This window comes from Iodobacter fluviatilis (assembly GCF_004194535.1).
Lineage (GTDB): Bacteria > Pseudomonadota > Gammaproteobacteria > Burkholderiales > Chitinibacteraceae > Iodobacter > Iodobacter fluviatilis_A.
The window spans coordinates 647,736-672,111 of the sequence record NZ_CP025781.1 but is presented as its reverse complement, the minus strand read 5'-3'; the positions used below and the strand labels follow the sequence as shown (position 1 = coordinate 672,111).

At 46.4% G+C, this 24,376-nt stretch carries 26 protein-coding genes and 1 pseudogene; 12 read left to right on the top strand and 15 right to left on the bottom strand.

Translation table 11 applies throughout. The features are described from left to right. Positions 1 to 557: 557 nt before the first annotated feature. The 6 genes and pseudogenes from C1H71_RS02840 to C1H71_RS02815 all read right to left on the bottom strand — a co-directional run. The gene (locus tag C1H71_RS02840) at positions 558 to 854 is read right to left on the bottom strand and encodes a hypothetical protein (protein WP_130105220.1); all 297 of its coding nucleotides are present in this window, start codon (positions 852 to 854) and stop codon (positions 558 to 560) included. Between the two features lie 233 nt (positions 855 to 1,087). Further along, positions 1,088 to 1,354: a DUF6953 family protein gene (locus tag C1H71_RS02835; protein ID WP_130105219.1), complete on the bottom strand. Its 267-nt coding sequence runs from the start codon at positions 1,352 to 1,354 to the stop codon at positions 1,088 to 1,090. A 2-nt stretch (positions 1,355 to 1,356) separates the two neighbouring features. Next, positions 1,357 to 1,557: a YodC family protein gene (locus C1H71_RS02830; protein WP_130105218.1), complete on the bottom strand. Its 201-nt coding sequence runs from the start codon at positions 1,555 to 1,557 to the stop codon at positions 1,357 to 1,359. A 137-nt stretch (positions 1,558 to 1,694) separates the two neighbouring features. Continuing rightward, a complete protein-coding gene (locus C1H71_RS02825; RefSeq protein WP_130105217.1) occupies positions 1,695 to 2,057 on the bottom strand; it encodes a hypothetical protein in 363 nt (120 codons plus the stop codon). 473 nt (positions 2,058 to 2,530) lie between these two features. Next, complete coding sequence (locus tag C1H71_RS02820) at positions 2,531 to 3,190, bottom strand: hypothetical protein (protein WP_130105216.1); 660 nt, start codon at positions 3,188 to 3,190, stop codon at positions 2,531 to 2,533. A 207-nt stretch (positions 3,191 to 3,397) separates the two neighbouring features. Then, positions 3,398 to 3,618, bottom strand: a pseudogene (locus C1H71_RS02815) (transposase); the annotation flags it as partial. A gap of 390 nt (positions 3,619 to 4,008) precedes the next feature. On the opposite strand from C1H71_RS02815, the gene C1H71_RS02810 reads away from it, so the two are divergent. The 10 genes from C1H71_RS02810 (at position 4,009) to C1H71_RS02765 (ending at position 13,468) form a co-directional block, all read left to right on the top strand. Continuing rightward, positions 4,009 to 4,431 (top strand): helix-turn-helix domain-containing protein, encoded by a 423-nt coding sequence (locus C1H71_RS02810; RefSeq protein WP_188053544.1) that lies wholly within the window; start codon positions 4,009 to 4,011, stop codon positions 4,429 to 4,431. 255 nt (positions 4,432 to 4,686) lie between these two features. Next, a complete protein-coding gene (locus C1H71_RS02805) occupies positions 4,687 to 5,397 on the top strand; it encodes a hypothetical protein (protein ID WP_130105213.1) in 711 nt (236 codons plus the stop codon). Next, a complete protein-coding gene (locus tag C1H71_RS02800; RefSeq protein ID WP_130105212.1) occupies positions 5,394 to 7,322 on the top strand; it encodes a Mu transposase C-terminal domain-containing protein in 1,929 nt (642 codons plus the stop codon). Before C1H71_RS02805 ends, C1H71_RS02800 begins: the two co-directional genes overlap by 4 nt. Then, the gene (locus C1H71_RS02795) at positions 7,319 to 8,023 is read left to right on the top strand and encodes a TniB family NTP-binding protein (RefSeq protein ID WP_130105211.1); all 705 of its coding nucleotides are present in this window, start codon (positions 7,319 to 7,321) and stop codon (positions 8,021 to 8,023) included. The genes C1H71_RS02800 and C1H71_RS02795 overlap by 4 nt, the downstream gene beginning before the upstream one ends. Positions 8,024 to 8,131: 108 nt before the next feature. Next, positions 8,132 to 9,652: an IS21 family transposase gene (gene istA / locus C1H71_RS02790; protein ID WP_130104993.1), complete on the top strand. Its 1,521-nt coding sequence runs from the start codon at positions 8,132 to 8,134 to the stop codon at positions 9,650 to 9,652. After that, entirely contained in the window at positions 9,645 to 10,445 is an 801-nt protein-coding gene (istB, locus tag C1H71_RS02785; protein WP_130104872.1) for an IS21-like element helper ATPase IstB, read from the top strand. The genes istA and istB overlap by 8 nt, the downstream gene beginning before the upstream one ends. Positions 10,446 to 10,592: 147 nt before the next feature. Beyond that, positions 10,593 to 11,561, top strand: a complete 969-nt coding sequence (locus tag C1H71_RS02780; RefSeq protein WP_130105210.1) for a hypothetical protein — start codon at positions 10,593 to 10,595, stop codon at positions 11,559 to 11,561. Position 11,562: 1 nt separating this feature from the next. Then, complete coding sequence (locus tag C1H71_RS02775; RefSeq protein ID WP_130105209.1) at positions 11,563 to 12,204, top strand: ATP-binding cassette domain-containing protein; 642 nt, start codon at positions 11,563 to 11,565, stop codon at positions 12,202 to 12,204. Continuing rightward, positions 12,197 to 12,805 (top strand): CDP-alcohol phosphatidyltransferase family protein, encoded by a 609-nt coding sequence (locus C1H71_RS02770; RefSeq protein WP_130105208.1) that lies wholly within the window; start codon positions 12,197 to 12,199, stop codon positions 12,803 to 12,805. Before C1H71_RS02775 ends, C1H71_RS02770 begins: the two co-directional genes overlap by 8 nt. Positions 12,806 to 12,820: 15 nt before the next feature. After that, complete coding sequence (locus tag C1H71_RS02765; RefSeq protein WP_130105207.1) at positions 12,821 to 13,468, top strand: DUF3047 domain-containing protein; 648 nt, start codon at positions 12,821 to 12,823, stop codon at positions 13,466 to 13,468. A gap of 156 nt (positions 13,469 to 13,624) precedes the next feature. On the opposite strand, the gene C1H71_RS02760 is transcribed toward C1H71_RS02765, so the two are convergent. The 7 genes from C1H71_RS02760 to tsaE all read right to left on the bottom strand — a co-directional run bounded on the left by C1H71_RS02760 (position 13,625) and on the right by tsaE (position 21,045). Beyond that, on the bottom strand, positions 13,625 to 15,382 hold the full coding sequence (locus C1H71_RS02760; RefSeq protein ID WP_130105206.1) for an amidohydrolase: 1,758 nt from the start codon (positions 15,380 to 15,382) through the stop codon (positions 13,625 to 13,627). Between the two features lie 65 nt (positions 15,383 to 15,447). Continuing rightward, positions 15,448 to 16,305: an AraC family transcriptional regulator gene (locus tag C1H71_RS02755; protein ID WP_130105205.1), complete on the bottom strand. Its 858-nt coding sequence runs from the start codon at positions 16,303 to 16,305 to the stop codon at positions 15,448 to 15,450. A gap of 638 nt (positions 16,306 to 16,943) precedes the next feature. Further along, complete coding sequence (locus C1H71_RS21235; RefSeq protein WP_262488378.1) at positions 16,944 to 17,069, bottom strand: hypothetical protein; 126 nt, start codon at positions 17,067 to 17,069, stop codon at positions 16,944 to 16,946. Positions 17,070 to 17,206: 137 nt separating this feature from the next. Then, positions 17,207 to 17,656, bottom strand: coding sequence for a DUF1097 domain-containing protein (locus C1H71_RS02750; protein ID WP_130105204.1), 450 nt, complete (start codon positions 17,654 to 17,656; stop codon positions 17,207 to 17,209). Between the two features lie 109 nt (positions 17,657 to 17,765). Further along, entirely contained in the window at positions 17,766 to 18,818 is a 1,053-nt protein-coding gene (gene rsgA / locus C1H71_RS02745) for a ribosome small subunit-dependent GTPase A (protein WP_223145969.1), read from the bottom strand. A gap of 470 nt (positions 18,819 to 19,288) precedes the next feature. Further along, the gene (locus C1H71_RS02740; RefSeq protein ID WP_130105203.1) at positions 19,289 to 20,599 is read right to left on the bottom strand and encodes an N-acetylmuramoyl-L-alanine amidase; all 1,311 of its coding nucleotides are present in this window, start codon (positions 20,597 to 20,599) and stop codon (positions 19,289 to 19,291) included. Next, entirely contained in the window at positions 20,575 to 21,045 is a 471-nt protein-coding gene (gene tsaE / locus C1H71_RS02735) for a tRNA (adenosine(37)-N6)-threonylcarbamoyltransferase complex ATPase subunit type 1 TsaE (RefSeq protein ID WP_130105202.1), read from the bottom strand. Before tsaE ends, C1H71_RS02740 begins: the two co-directional genes overlap by 25 nt. Before the next feature lie 114 nt (positions 21,046 to 21,159). Between tsaE and queG the strand changes: the two genes are divergently transcribed. Further along, positions 21,160 to 22,233 carry a tRNA epoxyqueuosine(34) reductase QueG gene (queG, locus tag C1H71_RS02730; protein WP_130105201.1) on the top strand — a complete coding sequence of 358 codons (1,074 nt, stop codon included), beginning with the start codon at positions 21,160 to 21,162 and terminating at the stop codon, positions 22,231 to 22,233. Between the two features lie 38 nt (positions 22,234 to 22,271). Here the strand turns inward: queG and C1H71_RS02725 are convergent, their stop codons facing one another. Beyond that, the gene (locus C1H71_RS02725; protein WP_130105200.1) at positions 22,272 to 22,598 is read right to left on the bottom strand and encodes a hypothetical protein; all 327 of its coding nucleotides are present in this window, start codon (positions 22,596 to 22,598) and stop codon (positions 22,272 to 22,274) included. Positions 22,599 to 22,875: 277 nt separating this feature from the next. Here C1H71_RS02725 and def point away from each other — a divergent pair, with 277 nt between their 5' ends. Further along, positions 22,876 to 23,400 (top strand): peptide deformylase, encoded by a 525-nt coding sequence (gene def / locus C1H71_RS02720; RefSeq protein WP_130105199.1) that lies wholly within the window; start codon positions 22,876 to 22,878, stop codon positions 23,398 to 23,400. 1 nt (position 23,401) lies between these two features. On the opposite strand, the gene C1H71_RS02715 is transcribed toward def, so the two are convergent. Continuing rightward, entirely contained in the window at positions 23,402 to 24,262 is an 861-nt protein-coding gene (locus C1H71_RS02715; protein WP_130105198.1) for a DMT family transporter, read from the bottom strand. Positions 24,263 to 24,376: the final 114 nt, after the last annotated feature.

The following is a 24,376-nucleotide window of genomic DNA, read 5'->3' as shown; positions in this document are numbered from 1 at the left end:
AAGTTTAGGCTAGAAGTGTAAGTGCAAAAAAAAGTCTTTCCACGACAAACAGCTGTCCATGTGTTTGTCGTCCAGCCCATGTCGCCATCGGACACTTTCATTTCTGAAGTGGAACACCCAATTTCGCCAGAGGTCATTGCCGCTCGTGTTCCATGAGTTGCACATCCGGCAATTGAAAATGTAAAAAACAAGATAATGATTAGTTGTTTCATTTTTAGTGCTGCCTTTTTTGATTAGTAATTTTATGGTGGCTTCTTTAGTTTATGGTTTATTTTAAATAGTGGAGTGATGTTGTTTTTTTATGAAGAAAATATGTTTTTTTAAAACCATATTATGTATGGTTTTAATATTTCATCGCTATGCTGAGTTTAATTGATTTATTAATATTTTTTTATATTGTTTTTCTCCAATCTCCAATCTATAATGTTTAAATAGGCTTACTTCTCTCCCTCTTATTTCCCCGATCGGCTTAAGTGCACTGAAAATATTTCTACCTAATGACTAAGCTGAGGGGGCGCTTTAACCTGCCCCAATAAAGGTATTTTTTTCTCAATACATTATGGCTTTAATAGAGAAACTGTATTCCAAGTTTCTCCGTCCGCACATATATCAATTTGCTCAATCGTCCTTAACGTAGATTGCTCCGCGGCGTCAGGATCAACGTGATAAACGCCAACCTGCTGCCCTTCAACGTTTGTGCTCATCATTGCAACCACGATTCTTTCGCCTTCTTTGTTCGCTATTTCTTTCAATATAATCTGAACAGTTTCGTGATGATCTATTTCGTCTTTGGTGGTCGATATTTCACCATTCGTTATTGCGCCTGCTTTGGTATATCGATATTTAATGGGCATGGTGAAGTCCTTACAAAGATATTGGGTAGTAGTGAGTACGGGGTTCAGAGTCAACTTAAATTAAATCCTGCTATATTTCATTCCCTCAAAGCCAAAGCAAGTAGGTTTAACTTTACTCTGCCCCCTGTGATTAAAGATAAAATTTATAGTAGTTTGCAAAGAAGCATTCAATTCATTAAATTTATGTCAAATGTAATGCCTAACCTTATAGGTTTTCTGGGGCAGGCTTCTCGTTAGCCCCTTGCATCTCTTCCTGACTCATCCTCTGGGACGCGAAAACGCCAGTACCTATCCGGTTTAACCCAAACAACGTCTGGTTCGTTTAGTTTCCTGAATTCTGTAAGAACGCTTCTGGCAAGAACCAGATTTCCATCGGCATTTTCTCTGAGAAATGATTCACCACCTGCTTTCAGCGCGTAGTCAACCACATCATCCTGATAAATACACCCCTGTTTCTCTAGTTCTGATTGCATCCATAAGGCAATATTTCGGACATCCATGCCTATGATTCTACAGCTACATCTATAAGAGATTCATGCGCGAATTGTCCTGAATCGAGTTTCTTTCCTGCAAACCATTGGCACCAATACTTGCCATTCGGTTTGTTCTTCATATCAGTCACTACTTCTTTGATGGTCATGTCTGGTCCTCCGGACTTTAACTTAACGATATCACCAACACTAAAAACGCTCGGCTTAGTCATAAATACTCCATGGGTTGTGGCTAGTTTTAAGCCCCATACAGCAAATGCTGCGGAGCTAAAGATAAATCCTAATGATTAAGCTAAGGTGTAGGGTTTTGCCCGTCTCTGCGAACGAAATAAGCGATTTTAGCGTGTTGTTATATGGCTTCCACGCCGCTGATTTTGGCAATAAATGACTGTAGTTGCACATATAGTGTTTTGTGCTCAACTAACATTTTTTCATATGCTGTGCATGTGTCCTCATCTTCCTGGAAGACTTGTCTGGATATTTCTCTACTTACTTGTTTGTGGTTATTTATTGCTGCTAGCAAGTTAGTGCTCACAAGCGGGCGGTAGACATTGAGCATATAGTCAATTTTTTCATCGAGATTTTTCCAGACGTAAGGCTTTATTTCAACTTGCTCGTCGTGGTAGCTATAGCAGTTCTGTATCTCGATTTCTGTGGCTTTAATTGCTTCGGATAGTGAGTGAGTCAGATCAAGAAGCACTCCTTTGTTCATATCCCAAACTCTATCAAGCCTCTGTTTTTTCTGGGAGTCATAATGGATAAATGTGGCAACTATCGTTGCGATGGCAATAAAAATATTGGTTATGATTGATAGGTCAATTTTTACATTAAATATCCTGATTATGTCTCTTGCTCCGGAACCCTTGATTTAGTGACCTGCGCGGCATTGCTAACTTCAGACGATTCAATTGGTTTTGACATGGAGCGCCCTTATTCCGCACGTATCTTACTCAAGCCGGATCATGCGCGTGCCAAAGCTCGGCTGAGCAAGAGACATCATCAGGTTAAATATTATCAAAGCGGAGAAGAGCATCATAGAGAAAAATAGTCCTATGAGTGCACCTAGTAATAATATAAACACGCACATACACATCCTGTGTGATAAACAATATTTGAATTCACCAGTGCGGGCTAGCGCATTTGGTATCAAAAGCGTGAAGTTGATTGAATAGGCATATTTAATTTTTACTTACCATACCCAATAATATGAATTAAGGCTATTTCAATATTGTCTATAGATTGACAAACAAAGTCATTCGATACCATGACCATATTTTGCTCAACAAAATACATATCTCTATTGCTTTTTATTTGAGTAATAAATTTTTCGCTATCTCTAACGAGTTCCGCATTGCCATCAGCATGCATTATGCAATTTCTAAGCTTATTTAATGTAGCCAAGTGAGACCATTGAGGGTTTATTTTTTCGAAATCAACGTTGGCCAACAGAGTCAGGTATTTTTTGCACCTATGAATACCGTCGCCATTTAGGTCGTCAACAGATATTTTAATTTTCATTTCTTTCTTTAATTCCTCACATAACTTATTCATGCTGCTTTCCAAATATGAATAAGTGGCCAGAATTGCAGAGTATCGGTGCATTCTTAGGTAGATATGCTCTATCTCTTTCAAAGATTCGGAAGCACTGTAGTCGTATTGGCTGTCATCATCATGGTTTTCTGTTCTCTTATCTTCAAGCTCTATCTCTTGCCATAGCGATGCAGACTTTTCTTGGAAAGTATTTTCCAAACTCTTGAAGTGGGACCGTAGATAGGAGGCCTTCTTCTTGACTGTGAACTTGGTGACTTTTTCAAGCTCAGGATTTGTTGGTCTCAGTTTAAACACAAATACACTCCTTAACTGGCTCGGGTGACAAACTAAGATGTCCCCCAATGGCAGATTAATCACCACCTTGGGTGTATAGAAAAGATTAAATCCATGAAATGCCTTACCGGTCGCAGACTGACGTAATATGCCACTATATTACATTAAATTGACTTGAGGCTTTTGTTTTGTTCTGGTTATTGAATTAGGTTGGTGATTGACTGTACAGGCTTGAATTTGGGCTTCGATATACATCTTTTTCAGGCGTTTATTTTCGTCCTCCAGCTCTTTCATGTGCGTCATTATCGAGATGTCCATGCGCCAAACTTAGCGCGCCACTTATAAAAAGAGGCTGAGCTCGTATTGTGCTCGCGGCACAGATCGGAGACGGTCAAACCAGTTTCGGCTTGCTTTATGCGCCATAATTGGGCGATATAAATTACCCACATGCTTTCATAAAGAAGTGCCTCAAAGACAGCGAGAAAATTCTACTTGAAAATGAGCTGATTTTGTGGGGGGATTACCACTGCATCTAGTACTTCCTTTATTGTGTCGACTGCTCATTGTGTTAATAGCATTTTTTTAAATGGTAGATATGTATTTTATTTATTTAAGTATGCAGTTATTTCTGACGTTGGAAATTTTAAGAGTAATATTCTAATATTACTTTTTATTGTTTTTACTCTGATTTGTAGTGTTTTTTTATATGTCTTTATGGTTTTTGTGTCGTTACTTAATTGTATTAAATGTGTTCCCTTTTTTTGTTTTAACTTTATTTTGACTTTTTATTTTAATTTAATTACCCTGTCTGATTATTTTTATTAATCGGTGGGTTTTTTGTGAGGCCATTTTCAAAATACTTTTATCAGCTTCGAGTTGCCCATGGTATTCGTCAAATTGAGTTAGCAGAGCTGTTAGGGTATGAGCAGAGTTATATTTCTGCCTTGGAAATAGGAACCAAAGGCCCACCAACATCTGAATTTATCGAGCGGCTGATCCGGGCGTTGTCTTTATCTGATATTCAGCAGGCAGAGCTACATGAGGTAGTTGAGGCCTCACAGCGTAAGTTTATTATCCCTACTGACCTCTCTGAGGACATTCATTGGATGCTGCTGAATCTTCACAGGCATCTTGATTCTTTACATCCAGCTCAAGTGCGCTTAATTCAAGAAATTATTGGAATTAAGGATGAATTTGCAAAGAATGCTTTGTTAAAACCTAAGTATTTGCGTATGCAGCAAAAGGAGGATAGACCAATGTAAAAACGGGACAAACCTTGCGGCTTGTCCCGTGAGCGTACGTGCCTGACGGCTAATACTTGGAAAATAGACAGTTCAAGTATCATCATCACGCGCTCCAGCGTCAAGCCCATTTATCTTTTTTCTTCCTGTGACTCTGAGAGAAAACACTCTTAGCGGGGCTTTTTACGCCTAAAAACAGGGCTATTTAAATTGGTTAATGATTCCAATAGGGCACTGCTTCGCCTAAATATGGGATTAGTTGGACATGAGGTGTGTATGAATAGTATTCAATTCAATCTGCGAGCAGATCTTTTACAACAGATTCAAGATGCATTTGCCAAGCCACCCGATTTATCGGGCGTTGTGCATGGCCACCGCCGGATTGCTCAAGGTGCACGTGGTAGACGCACTGCTTTATTCCCTAGCCGAAAAAATGGCATCACAGTTGCACTGGAAAGTCAGCTTGAATTGGCATATTGCCTTCTTTTAGAGAGGGATGCCAAGGTAATTAGCTATCGTTGCCAAGCCATTAATATTCAACACGGACAAGGTAAAAAATATACGCCTGACTTTTTGATTTCAATGGTAAATCAACAGTGGCTAGTATGTGAAATTAAACCTAATCAACAGTATTTGGATAAAGAAAATATATTATGTTTTTTAGAGATTGAAAATTTATTAAATATGTGTGATTTTGATTTCTCTATTGTTGATTCAAACGCTTTGCCAACAGAAAAGTGTTTGGAAAACCTCTACTATTTTTACTCTCGTTCCAGTATTCGCGCTTGGTCAAGTCAAGAGCTTGCCTTAGCTCGCCAGTTGCTTGCTGCCTTATCAAATCCCATGTCCTTGGGGGGCGTTTATGCCGCTTTAACTGAGGCTGCTCTGTCTCCTTTTTTAGCAGACTACTTGTTGTTTCACGGGGTGTTAGCTGTTGATCTAAGTCGCCCTGTGAGCTTGGATATGCCTGTGGGGTTTCTTCAATGAAGCCGCGTTACTACTCTCCTAAAGTGGGACTGCGTTTTCACATGCATGGATGTGAGTTTGAAGTGACTTATATCTATGCTGGAATCGTTCGGTATGCAGCAGCTATTGGAGGAAAAGCATTTCGTATCTCACATGATCGGTTTATTGAGATGCAGGAAAGTGAAACTTTATTAATTAAGAATCAAGATATTGAAGGTATTTCTGAGAATGGTTGTTCAGGAAAGTTATCTGAGCTTTCTGAAAAAGAAACTCGCGCAGCGATCCGAATGCGGCGTTATGTGGATTCGGCAGTTACCCAACTTGTTTATCCGACATCAAAGAAACATCTTACTGCACTGATTCCATTAATTGCTTTTGAACTGGAAGATCAACAACCGCCAGATCCACGCACCGTAGCAAGCTGGATTAAACGTTATTTTTTGGAGGGGAGAGACGGAGCTCTATTATCTCTAAGGCATAAACAAAGTGGAAATAGAGGTCTTAGATTTTGCCCTCAGGTAGAAATATTGATTGAAGAGGCAATTCAACAGGTTTTCTTACAGTCAGAGCGGAGGGACGCTAAAGATGTGCGAACGCATATTGTCGGTAAATTATCCGAATTAGGTCTGCTTTCAAAGCATTCTTCAACAGTAACAGTTCCAAGTTTACGCACACTGCAGCGGCGCATTAAAGCGCTAGATCCATACATTGTTGCTCTGGCAAAAAAAGGAAAAGTTGCTGCGGATCGGGTCGCACGTGCTGCGGGCAGGGCCATTATTAGTCCTCGTCCAATGTACCTCGTGCAAATTGATACTCACTATTTAGACATATTGCTGCGTGATCCTGATTCGGGGGACGTAATTGGCCGGCCCTATTTAGTTTGTATCCTTGATGTGTATACCCGGGCGGTAGTCGGTATATATATCAGCATGTTTCCACCATCGGCAGTAACGACGTTAGCGGCCGTTAAAAACATGTTAACTCGCCTTGGTATGGGCTTACCAGGTGGGATACCCGTTCGAATTGTTCCTGATAATGGTGTTGAGTTTAAAAATTCGGCTTTTATCAGACTATGCGCACGTCTTGGGATCATCGTTACACCTGCAGAGATAAGAGACCCGAATGATAAGGCTCATATCGAGTCATTTTTTCGAACGCTGACCACTCTTCTAGTGCAGAAGTGTGCGGGAACGACATTTTCTAGTCCCAGTGACCGTGGAGAGTATGACTCTAGATCCCGGGCCGCTTCAATTTTAGAAAAAATGCATGAGTATTGCCTCGAGTGGATCAATGAGGTTTATCACACCAGTATTCATTCACGTACTGGGCGGGCTCCAATTTTAGCGTGGGAGGATTCAGTTAAAGGGTGGCCTGCGCCAATTGTTGATATCGCTGAAATAGATGCAATTGCTCGCTTGCCAGTGCAACGAAATATTCACAAAGGACGGGTGTTGGTCGATGGCATTGAATACTTCTCACATGCCCTTGCGACGCTTGAAGCGATAGGTGACAAAAGAGTGATCGTTTTGGTAGACGAGCTCAATTTACATGAAGTTTATATTGAGCACCCCTCTCAGCCTAGTACGCTGATTTTGGCGGAGTCTACCAACCCTGAATACACCATTGGGTTGACCCAGTATGAACATCAGGAAGCCAAAAAGATTAAAGCAGCGTTGACCGCTTCGGATCAAAAGCGTCTGGGAATTTATTGCGATTTATTGGCGCGATGGACGTTATTTCAAAAGATTCAAACAGATTCTGAAATGGCCCAAAGGCAGATTGCACGGCTTACAAATGGTAAAGGGCGTGCTCGCACGCTCCCTAAAATTGTTCATCCATTACCTGATGTGCTTGAGCTTAATGTTGTGCCAGCGGATGTGCCATCTTTTGAATCGGGAGCAGTTAGTAGCTCTGGTGACTATGAAATAATGGAAATTGACTTATGAATTTTGAAGATTTTTCTAATGAGTATGAATCAATTCAGCGAGTGTCTGAGCTTGATAAAGTTTTGATTTGTCATCCATCTTTTGATTTCGCACTAAAGGGGATTCTGCGTGCAATTGTTCAGTCACATAGTTTTAAAGAACCCGTTGGCTGCATGTTGCTGGCAGACGGTGGAATGGGGAAGACTAAAATTTGCGAAACAATTCTTAGTATGTTTCAAAAAACACAGGTCCAAAACGTTGATGCTGAGATAACGTATATTCCGGCCTTTTATGCAGAGGTTCCATCGCCAGTTTCCGTTAGTACGCTGGCTAGTAATATGTTGGAAAAACTCAATGATCCCAGTCATTTGGCGGGCACTATTGCAAGTAAAACAAAACGAATCGTGGGTTATCTTAAAACATGTGAGACAAGAATTATTCTGCTAGATGAGGTGCATAATCTGCTGAATAATAAGGTGCGTGGAAGTGAGCGGGTTAATACTATTGCATTACGTTGGCTCAAATCACTTGTAAATAATTCAGGTGTTTGTGTTTGCTTAGTTGGGGTGCCTGAATGCGAGACAATTATTGATTCTGATCCAACTTGGCAGCAAGCACGGCGTTTTAAGTACCGTTTTCGATTGAGCTCTTTGCACGCGGGTACGGTTGAAAAACCTGGTGAACTTTATCATTTTTTAACGCAAATGTGCTCAGAGTGTTGACGCCGACCGAAAACTGACCCACCACAGCTAGTTCTGCCGATCCAAAATTGACCCAGGTGCTTTACTTATTCTGCTTAACTCTTGAGCAGAGGATAAAAGGTGATCACCATGGAAATGATGGGCAAAATCCGCAGGATGTATTTTCGCGATAATCTGTCGCTGCACGAAATCACCAAGCGCACGGGGCTGGCGCGTAACACTATTCGCGCTTGGGTTCGCAAACCCGCTGCCAAGGCTGAGCCGCAATACGTACGGCAGCGTAAGCCTGGCAAACTGACGCCCTATCATGCCACTCTAGAACAAGCCCTGACTGCCGACTCCTTCCGATCCAAGCAGAATCGTCGCACCGCCAAAGCCTTGTTTGAGCAGATTCAAGCTGAGGGTTATACAGGGGCTTACAGTGGCGTCACTGATTTCGTTCGTGCTTGGCGGGGCAAAGCCGGTAAGACCCCACAGGGTTTTGTGCCCTTGCAATTTGCTTTGGGCGAAGCCTTTCAATTTGATTGGAGTGAGGAGCATCTACTTATTGGTGGTATTTATCGGCGCATTCAAGTTTCCCATCTGAAATTGTGTGCCAGTCGCGCCTTCTGGTTAGTGGCCTATCCCAGTCAAGGGCATGAAATGTTGTTCGATGCGCATACTCGATCCTTTGCGGCTTTAGGGGGTGTGCCGCGCCGAGGCATTTACGACAATATGAAGACCGCTGTTGATAAGGTATTGAAAGGCAAAGGCCGGATCGTGAATGCCCGATTCTCGGTGATGTGCGCCCATTATTTGTTTGATCCCGACTTTTGCAATGTCGCCTCTGGCTGGGAAAAAGGCGTGGTTGAAAAGAATGTCCAAGATAGTCGGCGGCGAATCTGGCTGGAGGCGCAAAGCATCAAGTTCAGTACCTTTGACGCATTGAATGCGTGGCTGGCCGAGCGTTGTCGCGTCTTATGGGGCGTGCTCAGGCATCCCGAATTCAAAGGTCTGAGCATTGCCGAGATGTTGGAGCAAGAGCGTTTAGAAATGATGCCGATGCCGACCCCGTTTGATGGTTACGTTGAGCATCTGGCTCGGGTTTCCAGCACCTGTTTAATCACCGTCGCGCGCAATCGTTACTCGGTGCCTTGTGAATGGTCGCGGCAGCGTGTGAGTGTGCGCTTGTATCCCACGCAAGTTGTGGTGGTGGCGAATAATGAAATCATGGCCCGACATCAGCGGCTGACGGGGCAACAGCAGGTGAGCTTTGATTGGCTGCACTATATTCCGCTGATTGCCCGTAAGCCGGGGGCCTTACGCAATGGTGCGCCCTTTACGTCGATGCCTGCGCCCTTATTGCAGCTCAAGGAAAGGTTGTTACGGCGTAACGGGGGAGACAAGGTGATGGCGCAAGTGCTGGCCACGGTTCCGGTGGCGGGTTTGGATGCAGTACTGGTTGCGGTTGAGTTGGTACTGGAGTCAGGCGTCATCAGCATTGAACACATTTTAAATGTAGTGGCGCGATTGAATGACCCACCGTCCGCTATTAGCGCTGAAACGCAGCTGCAATTAGTAGAAGAACCGCAGGCGAACACCCAGCGTTACGACGGCTTGCGTGCAGCGAGCGAGTTCGACAGCGACCACGAGGAGTCGAGCCATGCATGAGATGAGTGTTGAACTCAAAGCCTTGCGCTTGCATGGGATGGCGGCCGCTTGGCTGGATCTGAAGAGCCAGGGCGGCCAGAGTATGGAAACGTGTGGCTGGCTGATTGAGCATTTATTGCAAGCAGAACACAGCGATCGTAAGGTGCGCTCGATTCAGCATCAAATGAGCGCAGCGAAGTTTCCCGTGCATCGTGATTTAGCGGGATTTGACTTTAGCGCGAGCAAGGCAGATCAAGCACTGGTCAATCAACTGGCGACATTGGCCTTTACCGACACGGCACAAAATACCGTACTGATTGGCGGCCCAGGCACGGGTAAAACACATTTGGCCACGGCGTTAGCGATCGGCGGGATCACGCATCACGGCAAGCGCGGCCGTTTTTATTCGACCGTGGATTTGGTCAATTTACTGGAAAAAGAAAAACGTGAAGGCAAAGCAGGTCGTATTGCACTCGCGCTGATGCGAGTGGATGTGGTGATTTTGGATGAACTGGGCTACTTACCCTTTAGTCAGGCCGGAGGCGCATTGCTGTTTCATTTGTTGTCGAAGCTCTATGAGCACACCAGCGTCATCATCACCACGAATCTGAACTTCTCGGAATGGTCGAGTGTATTTGGCGATGCCAAGATGACGACGGCGTTGTTGGATCGGCTGACGCACCATTGCCACATTGTAGAAACGGGGAATGACTCCTACCGTTTCCAGCACAGCAGCTTAGCAGCAAAAACGAAGATAAAACAAAGGGAGCAAAGCAGAAAGGAGGAAGCGCGTACCGAGGCTGAGCGGTTTTAAGCCGAACCTGAAGGCGTAAAAATAGCGGGTGAGTGGCCCGCTATTTGCTAGACTTATGCACAGTTGCTCCGATAAAAAGCAACGCTCGGCCCTGGGTCAAAATTCGATCGGCAGGGTGGGTCAAATTTCAATCGGCGTGAACACGATATGGCGCTGATTTTAGGGCCAACGACGCCGCCAACCTTTGCAGTGCTGGCATGGCAATGGCTTTCTGATCCCGATCCACAGTTGCAAGCTCAGGGTGGTGTCGCTGCACTTATTTTACTACTGGTCTTGCTGATTTTTGGCGGATTGCTTCGCGGCGTTGCTTGGGTCTATCAGCGTTCTACTGTGGATTTCGATGGGTTACGTCTTCCCAATCGCGTCTCAATTATGTCTTGGCTGTATCAACTCGGTGCGGGGATTAGCTTTAGCCTGATGATCCTAATCCTTATTTGGTCCTTGGCGCAGAGCTGGTTTTTTCCTGCTTTATGGCCTGATGAACTCAGTGTAAAAGCCTGGCTGAATGCAGACTTTACGCCATTTAAAACATCACTCTGGCTCGGTTTAGCGACGAGTTTGATCGCTTTAGTGATGGTATTGATCTGGCTGGAGTGGGGACCGCAGCGCAATAACGCTTGGCTCTATGCGCCGTTGATTTTGCCGGTTATTCCACTGTCTGCAGCGCAGTATTTTGCGCTACTGTATTTGCATTTGGACGGCACAGTGATTGGCTTGATTTGGAGCCATCTGCTCTGGGTTTTGCCTTACGTTTTGCTCAGTTTGGTCGGTGCCTATCGCCAATTTGATCCGCGACTAATGCTGACAGCGCAAGCCTTGGGTTATCCACGCTGGCAAGCCTGCTTATATATTAAGTGGCCACTGTTAATGCGTCCGATTTTGTCCGCCTTTGCCTTGGGATTTGCGGTGAGTATTGCGCAGTATTTACCCACCCTATTTGCTGGTGCTGGCCGGTTTAGTACGGTCACGACTGAAGCAATCGCGCTCAGTAGCGGTGGCAATCGTCGAACCATGGCCATTCAAGCCGTTTTACTCATGCTATTACCGATGCTGGCGTTTGCACTGGCCGCCATAGTGAGCCATTGGCAGGCGAAGCATCGCCGAGGATTACGTTAAAGTGTTAGAAATTAAATCGCTCTGCATCAAGCAGACCAATCAAGCTTTGATCTCCGTACTCAATGCGCAGATTGCGCAAGGAGAAGTGCTCACCTTAATGGGGGCTTCCGGTTCGGGAAAGTCGACCGTATTGCACTGGATGATTGGAGCGCTCGATCCTGTTTTTACGGCTACAGGCGAGCTCAAGCTTAACGGAAAAAGAGTCGATCAAATCCCCACTGAGCAGCGCCGCATCGGGATTTTATTTCAAGATGATTTACTCTTTGCGCATTTAAGTGTGGGGCAAAATTTAGCCTTCGCGCTACCGAGTGAGATCAAGGGTAAGTCACACCGTCGCCAAGTAATTGAAGAGCAGTTAGCTCAAATTGGCTTGCTAGGCTTTTATGATCGCGACCCCGCAACCCTCTCGGGGGGGCAACGCGCAAGGGTGAGTGTTTTACGAACATTGCTCGCACAACCACAAGCCTTATTGCTCGATGAGCCATTTGGCAAGCTCGATGCGGTACTGCGTGAGCAATTTCGCGCTTTTGTTTTTGAACGTGTGAAGGCCTTAGCGATTCCCACCCTGCTCGTGACGCACGACATCGCCGATATCCCGCCCCAAGGACGAGTGCTGCAGATCGAGGATTTTCAACATGCTTGATCGAAAAGTACTCCATTTCTTGGCACCCACAATCCAAAGCATCGCGCTTCGTTTACTGGCGCTTGGATTAAAAGCCGACCATGTCACTTGGATTGGTTTTATTGTGGGTGTGAGCAGTGTGCCGATGATTGTATTCGGGCAAATGGAATGGGCCTTGGCAATGATTCTACTCAATCGTTTTTCCGATGGTATCGATGGTGCGATGGCAAGGCAAAGTCAGCCGACCGATCGAGGCGCTTTTTTAGATATTACGCTTGATTTTCTATTTTACTCGGCCGTGCCATTGGCATTTGCCTTGGCTAATCCTGCGGAAAATGCGCTGGCCGCAGCGATTTTGATTTACAGCTTTGTTGGTACGGGATGTAGCTTTTTAGCCTTTGCCATTCTGGCCGAAAAACGCGGCTTGAGTAGTGCAATTTATCCTCGAAAAGGATTTTATTACTTGGGTGGTTTAACCGAAGCGACTGAAACCATCTTTGTCTTTGTGCTGATGTGCCTGATGCCACATTGGTTTGCCATGCTGGCTTTGGGCTTTGCTGCCCTATGCGCCATCACGACGGTCACGCGTATTACAGCGGCGTACCAAGTTTTTAATAAATAGACAGAGGTACGCCAAATGAAACAATTCCCTATTTTCGCATTGGGTATTTGCTTGGTGATGAGCGCCTATCCGCTAAGAGCCGCCAGCATTCCCGTTGGGCAATTTTCGCAAGGGCAATTGGCGGGTTGGGAAGACAAGTCATTTAAAGGCAGTACGCAATACCAATTGCTGCGCGATGGTCAAACGCAAGTCTTGGTCGCAAACGTAGCAGGTGGTGCGTCAGGTAAATTCAAAAAAGTTAAAATCGATTTAAACCGTACACCTTATCTGAATTGGCGCTGGAAAGTAGACCAAGCGTGGCTTGGTTTAAACGAAAAGACCAAAGCAGGTGATGATTATCCCGCTCGCCTCTATGTGGTTGTAGAGCGTGGTTTGTTGGGTATTTCATCTAAAACAGTCAATTACGTGTGGGCTAGTCAACAGCCTGTTGGTAGTCTTTGGCCGAATGCGTTCACCTCACAAGCAGCATTAATTGCAGTTGAGAGCGGCAATCAAAACACGCAGCAATGGCGTAGCTACAAGCGCAATGTTAAAGCTGATTTAAAACACGCATTTGGTGAGGATTTTACGCAAATTGATATCGTCGCCCTGATGAGCGATGGCGACAACAGCCAACAATCAGGACGCGCATTTTTTGGTGATATTTGGTTCACTGCTGATTAAATTCCTCGATGGAATCTGAACTCCGTGCCCTCCGTGATTCAAGATTTGGGTTTTGAAATTATCGTTAGTTGGTACTGGTTTGCTAAGCCAAAATAATTGGAGATTTCTCCATTTATTTGATAACAAAGCCCGCATTTGATAGGCGGGCTTTGTTTGTTACTGGCAGCGCTCTGCTTCAAATACTTTCCGTCCTTTAAACATGGTCCAGAGTACTTTGGTCTGGGGGAATGCTTTGGGGGCGATTTGTTCTAGGTTTTTGTCCAGCAGTACAAAGTCGGCGCTTTTGCCAATGCTGATTGAGCCGATGTTTTTGTCTTGGGCGATGAGTTTGGCGGCGTTGAGGGTGTAGGCTTGTAAGACGTCGCTGCGGTTGATTTTTTCATCTGCGGGGGCGAGTTCTCCTAAGTCGCCTTGTCGGGTGAGTGCGGTGTACATCGCTAGCATGGGGTTGGGGCTGGAGACGGGCCAGTCGCTGGCTCCGGCTACAATTGCGCCGCTGCGGATAAGGCTGCCTGCTGGGTATAGCCGCGTTAATAGTGGCGCGGGGACGATGTTTTCTAGTAGGGAGGTGCTGGAGAAATCCTTACCAGACCATAAAAACTGCATAGAGGCCGCTACGTTAAGCGGCTTAAAGCGTGCCACGCTTTCAGGGCTCATAATTTGTAGGTGGGTGATGCTGTGCAGTGTGCTGTGGTCAGGATTGTGTTGCCTCGCATAGTCGATGGCATCCAGCGCTTCGCCGACGGCTCGATCGCCAATGGCGTGAAAGTGGGCAATGAGGTACTGCGCATCTGCTTGGCGGATCAGTTCGTTAAAGCGGGTGGCTTGTAGATCTTGCTGGCCGCTATAGCCTGGGCGGTTAAGGTAGGGCTGGCTCAGCTTGGCGGTTTGCGATGGAAACTCGATCACGCCGTCTTGCAGGATTTTGATACCGATCAGCTTTACATCGCTGGTGCCGGAGAACTGTTGCTTGAGGGCCATTACATCGTTGATGATGGCGGGTTTTGCATGAATACTCACTAAGGCCAATGCGGATACATGCCCGTTTAACTCTCCTTTACGCGCCAGCTCGGTATAGGCAGGCAGCAGGCCGGTATCTTTGCGAGTTGGCTCTGCACTAAAGGCGGGGGATAGAGGGCGGATATTGCTGACAGGATCCATCCACGCAGTAATACCGACGCTATTGAGTTGGCAAGCAGCCAGCTTGATTGCTTCGCCAATTTGCGCATCGCTTACCTTGGGCATGGCTTTAAGGATGAGATCCCAGCCTCCTTCAGAGGCAAAGCCGTTAAGGCGGCCATCTTTATTACGGGCAAAGCCATCGTTAGGTGCGGTAATTTTTTTTGCTTCTACAGATGCAAGCAGGCCCGCTTGTTTGAGCATGGCTTGATTGGCCCAGCCGGTGTGGGCATCTGATCCGGCAAGGACAACCGGAATATTGCGATAGGGAGCGGAGTTAAAGACTTGCTCCAGCAGCTCGATATGATTCCAGTATTCAAGAGATACACTGGTAAATAGCTGCACATTGCCTTGCATTAGTTTGGCATCTTTAGTGGCTTGGCTGGCAAAGCTGCGGATTTGCTCTGCTGTAGTCAAATCACTAGGAAAATGCACGGTCATTTCTTGAAAGCCCGCAAAGGCGGCATGTACGTGGCTATCAATCAAGCCGGGCATCAGAAATTTGCCAGCAAGATCGATACGGGGCGTGGTTTTGCCCATTTGCTGCTCAACAGCATCGCGTGAGCCAACGGCCACAATCCGGCCATCTGCAATGCCAACGGCTTCGGGGTGTGGGTGGGCCAGATCGGCACTATAGATGGTGCCACCAGAAAGAATGGCGCGCGAGGATTGCGCCCAAGTGTTGGGCGAGCCGATGATTAATAGGCAGGATGCAATAAGTGAAAGGCGTTTCATGGGCGTAGCTCCGCTCGCCCTGCGCAATGTGTGCAAGGTTGAGCTTGTTGGTAAATAGAGCCCCGCTAGCGAGAAGTTAGCGGGATATAAATGTCAAAGGCGTAATGATCACGGGCCTGATTGGTTGCTGCGTCGTAGCGCTCGTAGCAAGGCAGATCAGCGCAAGCCAAGCCTTTTGCCACTAAATAGCGAAAGGCGATTTCCCAAGTCAGCGCAAGCGAGGCCTCATTACATGCAAAGCTGCAAACTAAATATCGGCCCGCTGCGATAAGCTGAGTTGCAAGCCAGCGGTTTGCTGGCATAGGGCCATCCAGTACGATGCAAACATCGGTACGGCAATGTGCTTTCTCGGTGATTTCAGGGTCATCCCAATACAGGCTGAGCGTGCCTGCTGGAGTAGATTCTTCGCTGTGGCCAAGGAGGGATAGCAAATCACGATGTGTTTGTTCACAGCGCTCTCGGCCATAACTGCCAAGCTGGCGCATATAGATCACCTGAAAAGCCGCCACTTTTTCGATACGTACACTTTGCAGCAAGTTAGATTGCTCGGGGCCCGCGCCCCATGACAAGACCTGGCAATCATAATCATCTTCGCCGCTGCGGGCGTTTCCAATCTTGCTTTTCTGCTTGGCTTGCAAGCGATAGGCAGAAGGTGTGGTGGCAAAGTGCTGGCGAAAAGCCTTGGCAAAATTTTGAGCGCTAGAAAATCCATACATCATGGCCAAGGTGGTGATATCGGTGCTGGGGCTGCTTACAAGCCGCCCCGCCGCGCGCTCCAGCCGTAAGCGACGCGTGAAGTTAGCCAGCGTTTCCCCCGCTGTGGCTTTGAAAATTCGGTGAAAATGAAAGCTAGAAAGCGCAGCCAATTCAGCGACTTCATCGAGCGTTGGGTTTTGTTCAAGATGTTGGCTGATGTAATCCATCGCCTTAAAAACGTGTTTGCGATAATCCAGAGTGGCACCTTTGGTGGAAAGCGGCGTGATCCCTTGGTCGTTAAGCGGTCTTTATGTTGGGGTTTACGATCTTACCTCTCAAAGTGAAGGCTTTGTAGCCGCAAATAAAAATTAAAAGCGTTATCGTAGCCAATTTAGCTGGATGAGCAAAAGCTAGTTATTGTTGCCAGCATGGGGCTGGTTTTTTTCCGTAGGATGGTCTGGCGCTTAGTGATTTATTAAGTGCCGCAGATAGTGCTATGTAATGAAGCAAAGCGCCAAGGCAAGGCCGCGTATGTGCTTATTCCAGCGATTTAGTAGAGCACGTAGGCACTTGGCTAAATATCGAACAGGGAATGCATGGCGCACGAGGGTTTGTTGACGTTTCATTCACAATTGCGCATAGCCAAGAATAATTTGGATTAAATCCTCAGAAAACTATGCACTGCGTACTCAGTATTGGGAATGTATTGGTGCGGGTAATGCGAGCAGTGGTAATAATCGGCCCAAAAAACCAAGCCTTTAATAGTGTTATGGCGTGGCGTTCGATATCGAACGCCCCCATATTGGCAATGTCTTTAGCATTGACGAGTTAATCATGGCAAAGGGGTGATGAGAGTGCGGCGCAATTATGTGGTCAACATCGGCACGCTATCACCTGCGTGTTTTTTAACTTGTTTAGCGGCTTTTTTTTCTTTGGCGCTGTGCAGGGGTTGTTTCTTGGTTTCTTTAACGGATTGTTTAGACTTGCTCATGGCTATCTATCCTTTTATGTCCTTGCGAGCGCAAGGTACGTCTTTAGTATAGGCCGATGTAAGAGCGATGATGGCTTGTTTTAAGGAAATAATGGCATTGCTGATGCTTTATTTTGCGAGTGCCGTATATGTAGCGTTTAGCGTGAAAAGTATGCTGCTAGCCATAAGCCGCTGTTTTTCATGGCGTAGCCCAATAGCAGACCAACTAAAAGTGATGCACTAACGAGTTGCCAATGGCCATCGCCTGCAAAGGTGGCGCAAGCGCCAATAAAGGTGCCGGGTATAAAACCTAGCCAGCGCAGCTTGGCTTGTATGCACATTAAAAATGCCACGATGCCCGTTATGGCATAGCCCAAAAATTGCGGCGCTAAGGGGCCGACGTGGATCATGATCATCGCCCAAAATACGCCACTGCCACAGCTACATAAGCTCAGCAGCAGGCCGCGTAGCCCGCCTTGTGGGCAGGCAAAATACACCGTGCAGCCTAAAAAACCTGCCCAGCTTATTAGGCTAAAACTAAACGCTAGCCATCCCCATAATCCAGAAAGAACGCCGGTAGTGATGGCGATCATAAGCAGTGCATTCATTGCAAATAGTCAAAAGTGAAAGAGGCCGAAGTGTAGCGGATTTTGGCGTTTATTTTTTGATTAGTCACAATGGTGCACTGCCATAAAGTACGCGGCATCTAGCCTTAAGCTAGCTGGCTTTTCGCCGCGCTCTGCTGCCTTTACTCACCGTTTTCCACTGCGCAAGCTGGGCGTGTTTTTGCAAGACTGTCATGGTTTCGCGGCTTAGCTCTCTAAGTAGTTTATGAAAGCTTTTAAGCCGATCAGGGTTAATGTGGGCACGTACCGCGCAATTTGGTTCGTCCCTGTGCTGGCAATCCCTAAAGCGGCAATCTAGCGCCAATGTGGTGATATCGGTAAACGCGGCGTAAATTCCTGCTTCATCACTATCTAGCTGTAGCGTGCGCAAACCCGGCGTATCAATAATGCACACGCCATTTGGGCAAAGATGTAGGCTGCGCGAGGTGGTGGTGTGGCGGCCACGGCTATCATCAAGCCGCACTGCGCCGGTTTCTTGCACGGCGGTATTGAGCAGGGTATTGGTCAGCGTGCTTTTCCCTGCTCCCGATGAGCCAAGTAACACCACCGTTTGTCCCGCCGTTAGCCAAGGATTAAGTGTCTCTCTGGCCGCATTCGCTCGGCCATCGATAGAAAGTAGGCCAAGATGTGGCGGTAAATGGCGGCGTGCTTGGGCCATTTTTTCTGTAGCCTGCGCCGTGCAATCGGCCTTAGTCAGTACCAGTAGTGGGGTGACTTCGTTAGTTAGGCACAGAGTGAGATAGCGATCTAAGCGGCGTAAATTAAAATCGTGATCCAGCCCCATCACCAGCAGTGCCACGTCAATATTGGCGACTAAGGCTTGCCGATGCCCATCGCTATTGCGGCGGCAGAGGCGGTTTTTTGCGGGCAAAATCTGGGTGATGCGTGCAGTGGCGCTTTGAAATAACACCCAATCACCCACCGCTAGTGTGTCGCCACTGGCCTGTAATTGCTGCTGCAGTGCAGGCAATAATTGAGCCGATATTTCATGCAGGCCATTGTGTAGCTGCAGATGATCGCGCTGAATATTAATCACTCGGCCAAGCTGCTGCTGTGGCTGGGGGTCTAAGCTGCTGAGGGTTTGTAAAACGTGCGAATCAAAACCAATAGCACGTAATTGTGCAATATCGATGTTTTCTATCAAGATATAGATATCCAAAAGACGAGATAAAAGCGCCAGCGGTTGCGGGCAAGACGCGGTATCGGTCGGATATCTACAAAAGGGCTTAGAGACTAGCTAATCAGAATCCGACCGTAAGGAGAATAGGCGCAAATGTTTTCATGGCTTTTCCTTAGTCGGTGGATGGAAGCTGCAATTTAAGCGTTTTGGCTGGTATGGTCAAGAATGCAGGAGAAAGCTGTTGCAAACAACATGAAAGCTAGCAGCCTGTCGACCTTAAGCGATCGTAGCGAGGGAAAGACCGGTTTGAGACAGATTTCATGGGTTTTTGAGGCGAATAGCTGGCTATTCAACGAGAAAATGCGTGAAATATGGCCAAATCCGGCTTTTCCGTAGTAGATCAGTCTTAAGTCCGACAGGCTGCTAGGAGAATGATGCCGGCACTTTGCGTAAAGCCATCAGTAAAGGCGGGCATGTTGCCCACCTTTACTTGCTTAGCTCTGCGCCATTCTGGTTTTTGGCAGCGGTGGATTTTTGGCGAAGTAACGCTTAATGCCTTTATGCAGGGCGTTGGCCATTTTTTGTTGGTAGGCTTCGTCGATCAGTTTTTGTTCTTCTTGCGGGTTAGAGATAAATGCGGTTTCAACCAAAATAGATGGAATATCTGGTGCTTTAAGCACGGCAAAGCCCGCCAACTCAACGTTTTGTTTGTGTAAGCGGTTGATGTTGCCGATCTCACCTAGCATTGATTTTGCTAGTTTCATGCTGTCGTTATTGGTGGCCGTTTGGGTTAAATCCATCAAGGTATGTGCCAGCGCTTTGTCTTTTACATCGATTTTTATCCCACCGATCAAGTCGGCATCATTCTGCGTTTGTGCCAGCCAGCGGGCGGCTGAGCTACTGGCCCCTTTTTCAGAAAGCATAAACACCGATGAGCCGTTTGCATCGGGCCGGGTAAAGGCGTCAGCGTGGATGGAGACAAATAAATCAGCCTGCACTGCACGGGCTTTTTTGACGCGCACCCCAAGTGGTACAAAGAAATCGCCGTCGCGGGTAAGCACGACACGCATATTTGGCTCGTTCTCTAATAAAGATTTAAGCTTTTTGGCAATCGCAAGTACGACGGTTTTTTCATGGTTGCCGCCGGGCCCCACTGCGCCTGGGTCTTCACCGCCGTGGCCAGGATCAAGTACCACGGTAATGAGCCGGTCAACCTTCATTTTGCTGCGATCAACCGGATTGTTTTCAGGCTCAGGTTTATTTACCGCTGGTGCTTGGGCTGGCGGCGCAAGTTTACTATCCGAATTTTGATCGTCCAAAAACGCGAGGAGCGGATCGTTTTGCAATGCGGGGTAGAGATCAATCACCAAGCGGTGCTTGTATTCGCCGACAGGGTTTAGCGTGAAAATCTGTGGTTTGATTTCTGCTTTTAAATCTAAGACGAGGCGTACTGTACCGGGTTTATTGCGCGCTGCGCGCAACTGCTGAATATAGGGATCATCGCCGCCCACTTTGCTGGATAGGCTTTGCAATTCGTTATTGATATCAATGCCTTCTAGATCAACCACCAAGCGCTCAGGGTCTTTAAGCGAAAACTGCTTAAAGGTGAGGGCAACGGTTGATTCGATGGTCACACGGGTATAGGCCTGCGCTGGCCAAACCCGTACCGCTACCACGCTGGCGGCAGGCGAGGCAAAGCCCAGCGGGGTAACGGCCAACAGCAGACTAGCGCTAGCGCCACGTAAGATATCGCGGCGGTTTAAGCTGGGTAGCGCTAAATCTAAGGGTAAAGACGATTGAGGCATGTTCGGCCTTGCTCACTAAATGCTTGGATATGGGCCAGACGGCCATCGTGTTCGGGCGTTAAAGTAATGATCCAATCAGGGACTGGCAAGAGACCTTCGGCCTTGTCTGCCCATTCGATCAGGCAGATGGATTCGGCATTAAAATAGTCTCTAAAGCCAGCATCTTCCCATTCGCTGGCATCATTAAATCTATACAAATCAAAGTGATATAAGTATAAGTTAGAAACAGTATAAGGTTCAACTAGCGTATAGGTGGGGCTTTTTACTCGGCCAGCAAAACCAAGCCCACGCAATAGGCCACGGCTAAGCGTTGTTTTACCCGCGCCCAGATTGCCTTCTAAAAAAATCACCATGGCGGGCGATACGCTTAAGGCTAAACGTGCGCCCAATGCCAGCGTGGCTTCCTCATCCGGCAAAAAGCAGCTGAAGTCGGTATCATTATGCATATGGCTCTACATTGATTAGATGATTAAAAAACTGCCTTACATCGGCTTAAGCGATGCACCCGCGTGGGCAAGGTAAACCATCTTTGCTCGCCCTTTATATTTATTAAGTTGATTATGACGATATTGCAGCATTCATTAGATTACCAAGCGCTGGCCCAGCAGATTAAAGCGTGGGCGCAAGAATTGGGCTTTACCCGTGCCGGCATCACCGGGATTGATTTAAGCCACGCCGAAGCGGGCTTACAAGAATGGCTAGACGCAGGCTTTCATGGCGAGATGGATTATATGGCAAGGCACGGTATGAAACGTGCTAGACCTGCAGAATTACACCCCGGCACTATTTCACTTATTTCTGTTTTTCTGCCTTATTTACCACCGGGAGCGGCTAATTCGGAAGCTATTTTACTTGATTCCAATAAAGCTTACCTTTCTCGTTACGCGCTAGGGCGCGATTATCATAAGGTATTAAAGGGACGCTTACAGCAGTTAGCCGATAGGCTTGCTTCAGAAATCGGCCCATTTGGGCATCGGGTATTTGTTGATTCAGCGCCCGTGCTAGAGGTAGAAATTGCAAAGCAGGCAGGGCAAGGCTGGCGGGGTAAACATACCTTATTAATTAACCGCGATTACGGCTCTTATTTTTTTATTGGCGAGTTATTTACTGATTTACCGCTACCACCCGATCCGCCCCAAGAGGAAGAGCACTGTGGGCGCTGCACGCGCTGCATCACCGCTTGCCCAACGGGCGCTATTGTTGCGCCATATAAAGTGGATGCGCGGCGCTGTATTTCTTATTTAACCATTGAATTAAAAGGCAGCATCCCCGAAGAATTTCGCCCCATGCTGGGGAATCGCGTTTACGGCTGCGACGATTGCCAAATGGTTTGCCCGTGGAATCGCTTTGCGGTAGACACAAAAGAGGGCGATTTTCATGTGCGTCACGGCCTAGATGATGTCACGCTGGTGGAGCTTTTTGCTTGGAGCGAGGCAGATTTCAAACAAAAAATGGCTGGCAGTGCGATTTACCGTATTGGTTACGAGCAATGGCTTAGAAATATGGCCGTAGGCCTAGGTAACGCCCCAACATCCCCTGAAGTGATTACCGCACTAAATAGTAGGCAAGACGATGCGAGTGCTTTAGTCAGAGAGCATGTTGGCTGGGCTTTGCAGCAGCACGATATTGATTAATATTCATCACTTAAATGCATTGATTTTTTTAAGTATTTCTAAAGCCTGCAATTCTTCCTTGCCCCTGCGGCTATGCAGTTTTCAATTCCGCCATTTTCTTGCCATTTGCTTTTACCATCTTGCTGATAAAACGACACGTATTTACACTCTTTAATCACTTGGTTTAAACCATTTTGAGCGGTGTAATTGACTTTTACAATTATTGCTTTATCCGCAAGCGTGCTCTGCCAAATGACATTGCCATCGGTTAATACAAAGCTTTTAGGTTTTTTTAAGGTGGTTTTGATAATGTCGCTTGCATCATCTACTGCGGATGAGCCACAGGCGGATAAAAATAAGAGTAAAAACAGTGCGGTATATTTCATGGGGATTTTTTCTATTTCAATGAATTAATATTATTTAAACCGTAGCGCCAAGCCTTGTTAGCGGTTTGATTTTAACAGGGGGATGCCTTGCTAGGGGGCTTAATTATATCGCGTGATTGGTCATAGTAGGGCAGGTGAAACGCGGCGTTTTTAGCCGTTAAGTAGGCGGATTCGAGTATAATCCTGACATTAAGCTTAATAAACGGGTGGCTTAATCAGATACGCGCTTAGATAAGCACAAATCACTTGCCACCTGTCTAAATCAAAGGATTGATACATGGCTATTCGTTCTATTTTAAAGATGGGGCATCCCTTGCTACAGGCGCAAGCTTTGCCTGTGGAGGCGTTTGATATGCCAGAGTTGCATGCTTTACTGGTGGATATGTTTGATACCATGCACGATAGCGGTGGGGTAGGCATTGCAGCTCCGCAGATTGGCGTAAGCCTGCAAGTAGTTATTTTTGGTTTTGATGCCAGCGAGCGTTACCCTGATGAGGCTGCAGTACCCATGACGGTATTGATTAATCCTGTGCTTACGCCACTTAGTGATGAGTTAGCAGAAGGCTGGGAAGGGTGTTTATCTGTGCCAGGCTTACGCGGAGAAGTGCCACGGTTTACCCAACTGCGCTATCAAGGCTTTGATATCTACGGGCAGGCCATTGATCGCAGTGTGAGCGGTTTTCATGCCCGCGTGGTGCAGCATGAGTGTGATCATTTAAATGGTATTTTATATCCGCAGCGCATCCGTGATTTAAGCCATTTTGGCTATACGGACATGCTATTCCCTGAGTTGGAAAAATAATTTAGCGGGCTTTATTTTGCCACGCTGATTTATTAATCAATAAAGCCAGCAACATGATGATGCCTCCTATCAATAGGCGAGGCATATCTTGTTGCTGATGCCAAAATAATAAATTAATCACAATTCCTACGGGGATATGCATATTATTCATGGTGCCTAAAGTGCCCGCATCTACTTTGCATGCGCCTTTATTCCACCAGTAAAAGCCCAGTGCGGATGAAATTAAACCTAAAAATCCTAGTGTCGCAAACTCTTCAAGATGCTGCGGTAGCTTTGCTGGGTTGCCAAAAATTAAATAAGATGGCAGGGCAATCAATAGTGCGCCTAAAAAGAAATAGCCAAAGCTGGCTGATTGCGGCTGTTGATCAGGGTAATGCTGGTTTAGGTAGCGATAGCCCACTTGCCCCGCAGCAAAGGTAATATTGGCAAATTGTAATAATAAAAAGCCATTTAAGGCATGGGTATCAATCTGATTGTAGCGAATCACCAATGAGCCTAGCACAGCAATCAAAGCCGCAGCTAATGCGCGTGAATTAAAGCGCTTTTGGCATAAGTCATCGAGTAGGGTGATATAAATGGGGGTAAAAATAGTAAACAGCAATACTTCGGCCACGCTTAAAAATTGAAATGATCGGTAAAGGCAGAGATAAGTAATGCCAAATTGCAAAGCGCCGGTGGCCATTGTGCCTAATTTACGCAGAGTACTAATCCCATACCACCGAGTAAAGGGTAGGAACACCAGCCCAGCAATGGCAACTCGGCTTAGCACGGCAAAATCGCTATCCACATGGCCAGCTAGAAACATCCCAATCAAATTAAATGATAAAGCCCAAACCACGGTAATAAAAGCGAGATAAGACAAGGCTGTAATCCGAATAATGGCTGGATGCGCATTTTAACGCTTGTTTGGTGGTTTTTTGCGTATTGATAATATTTATCTTGTAATATAATATCATCAAACGCTTTGTTTTCAATA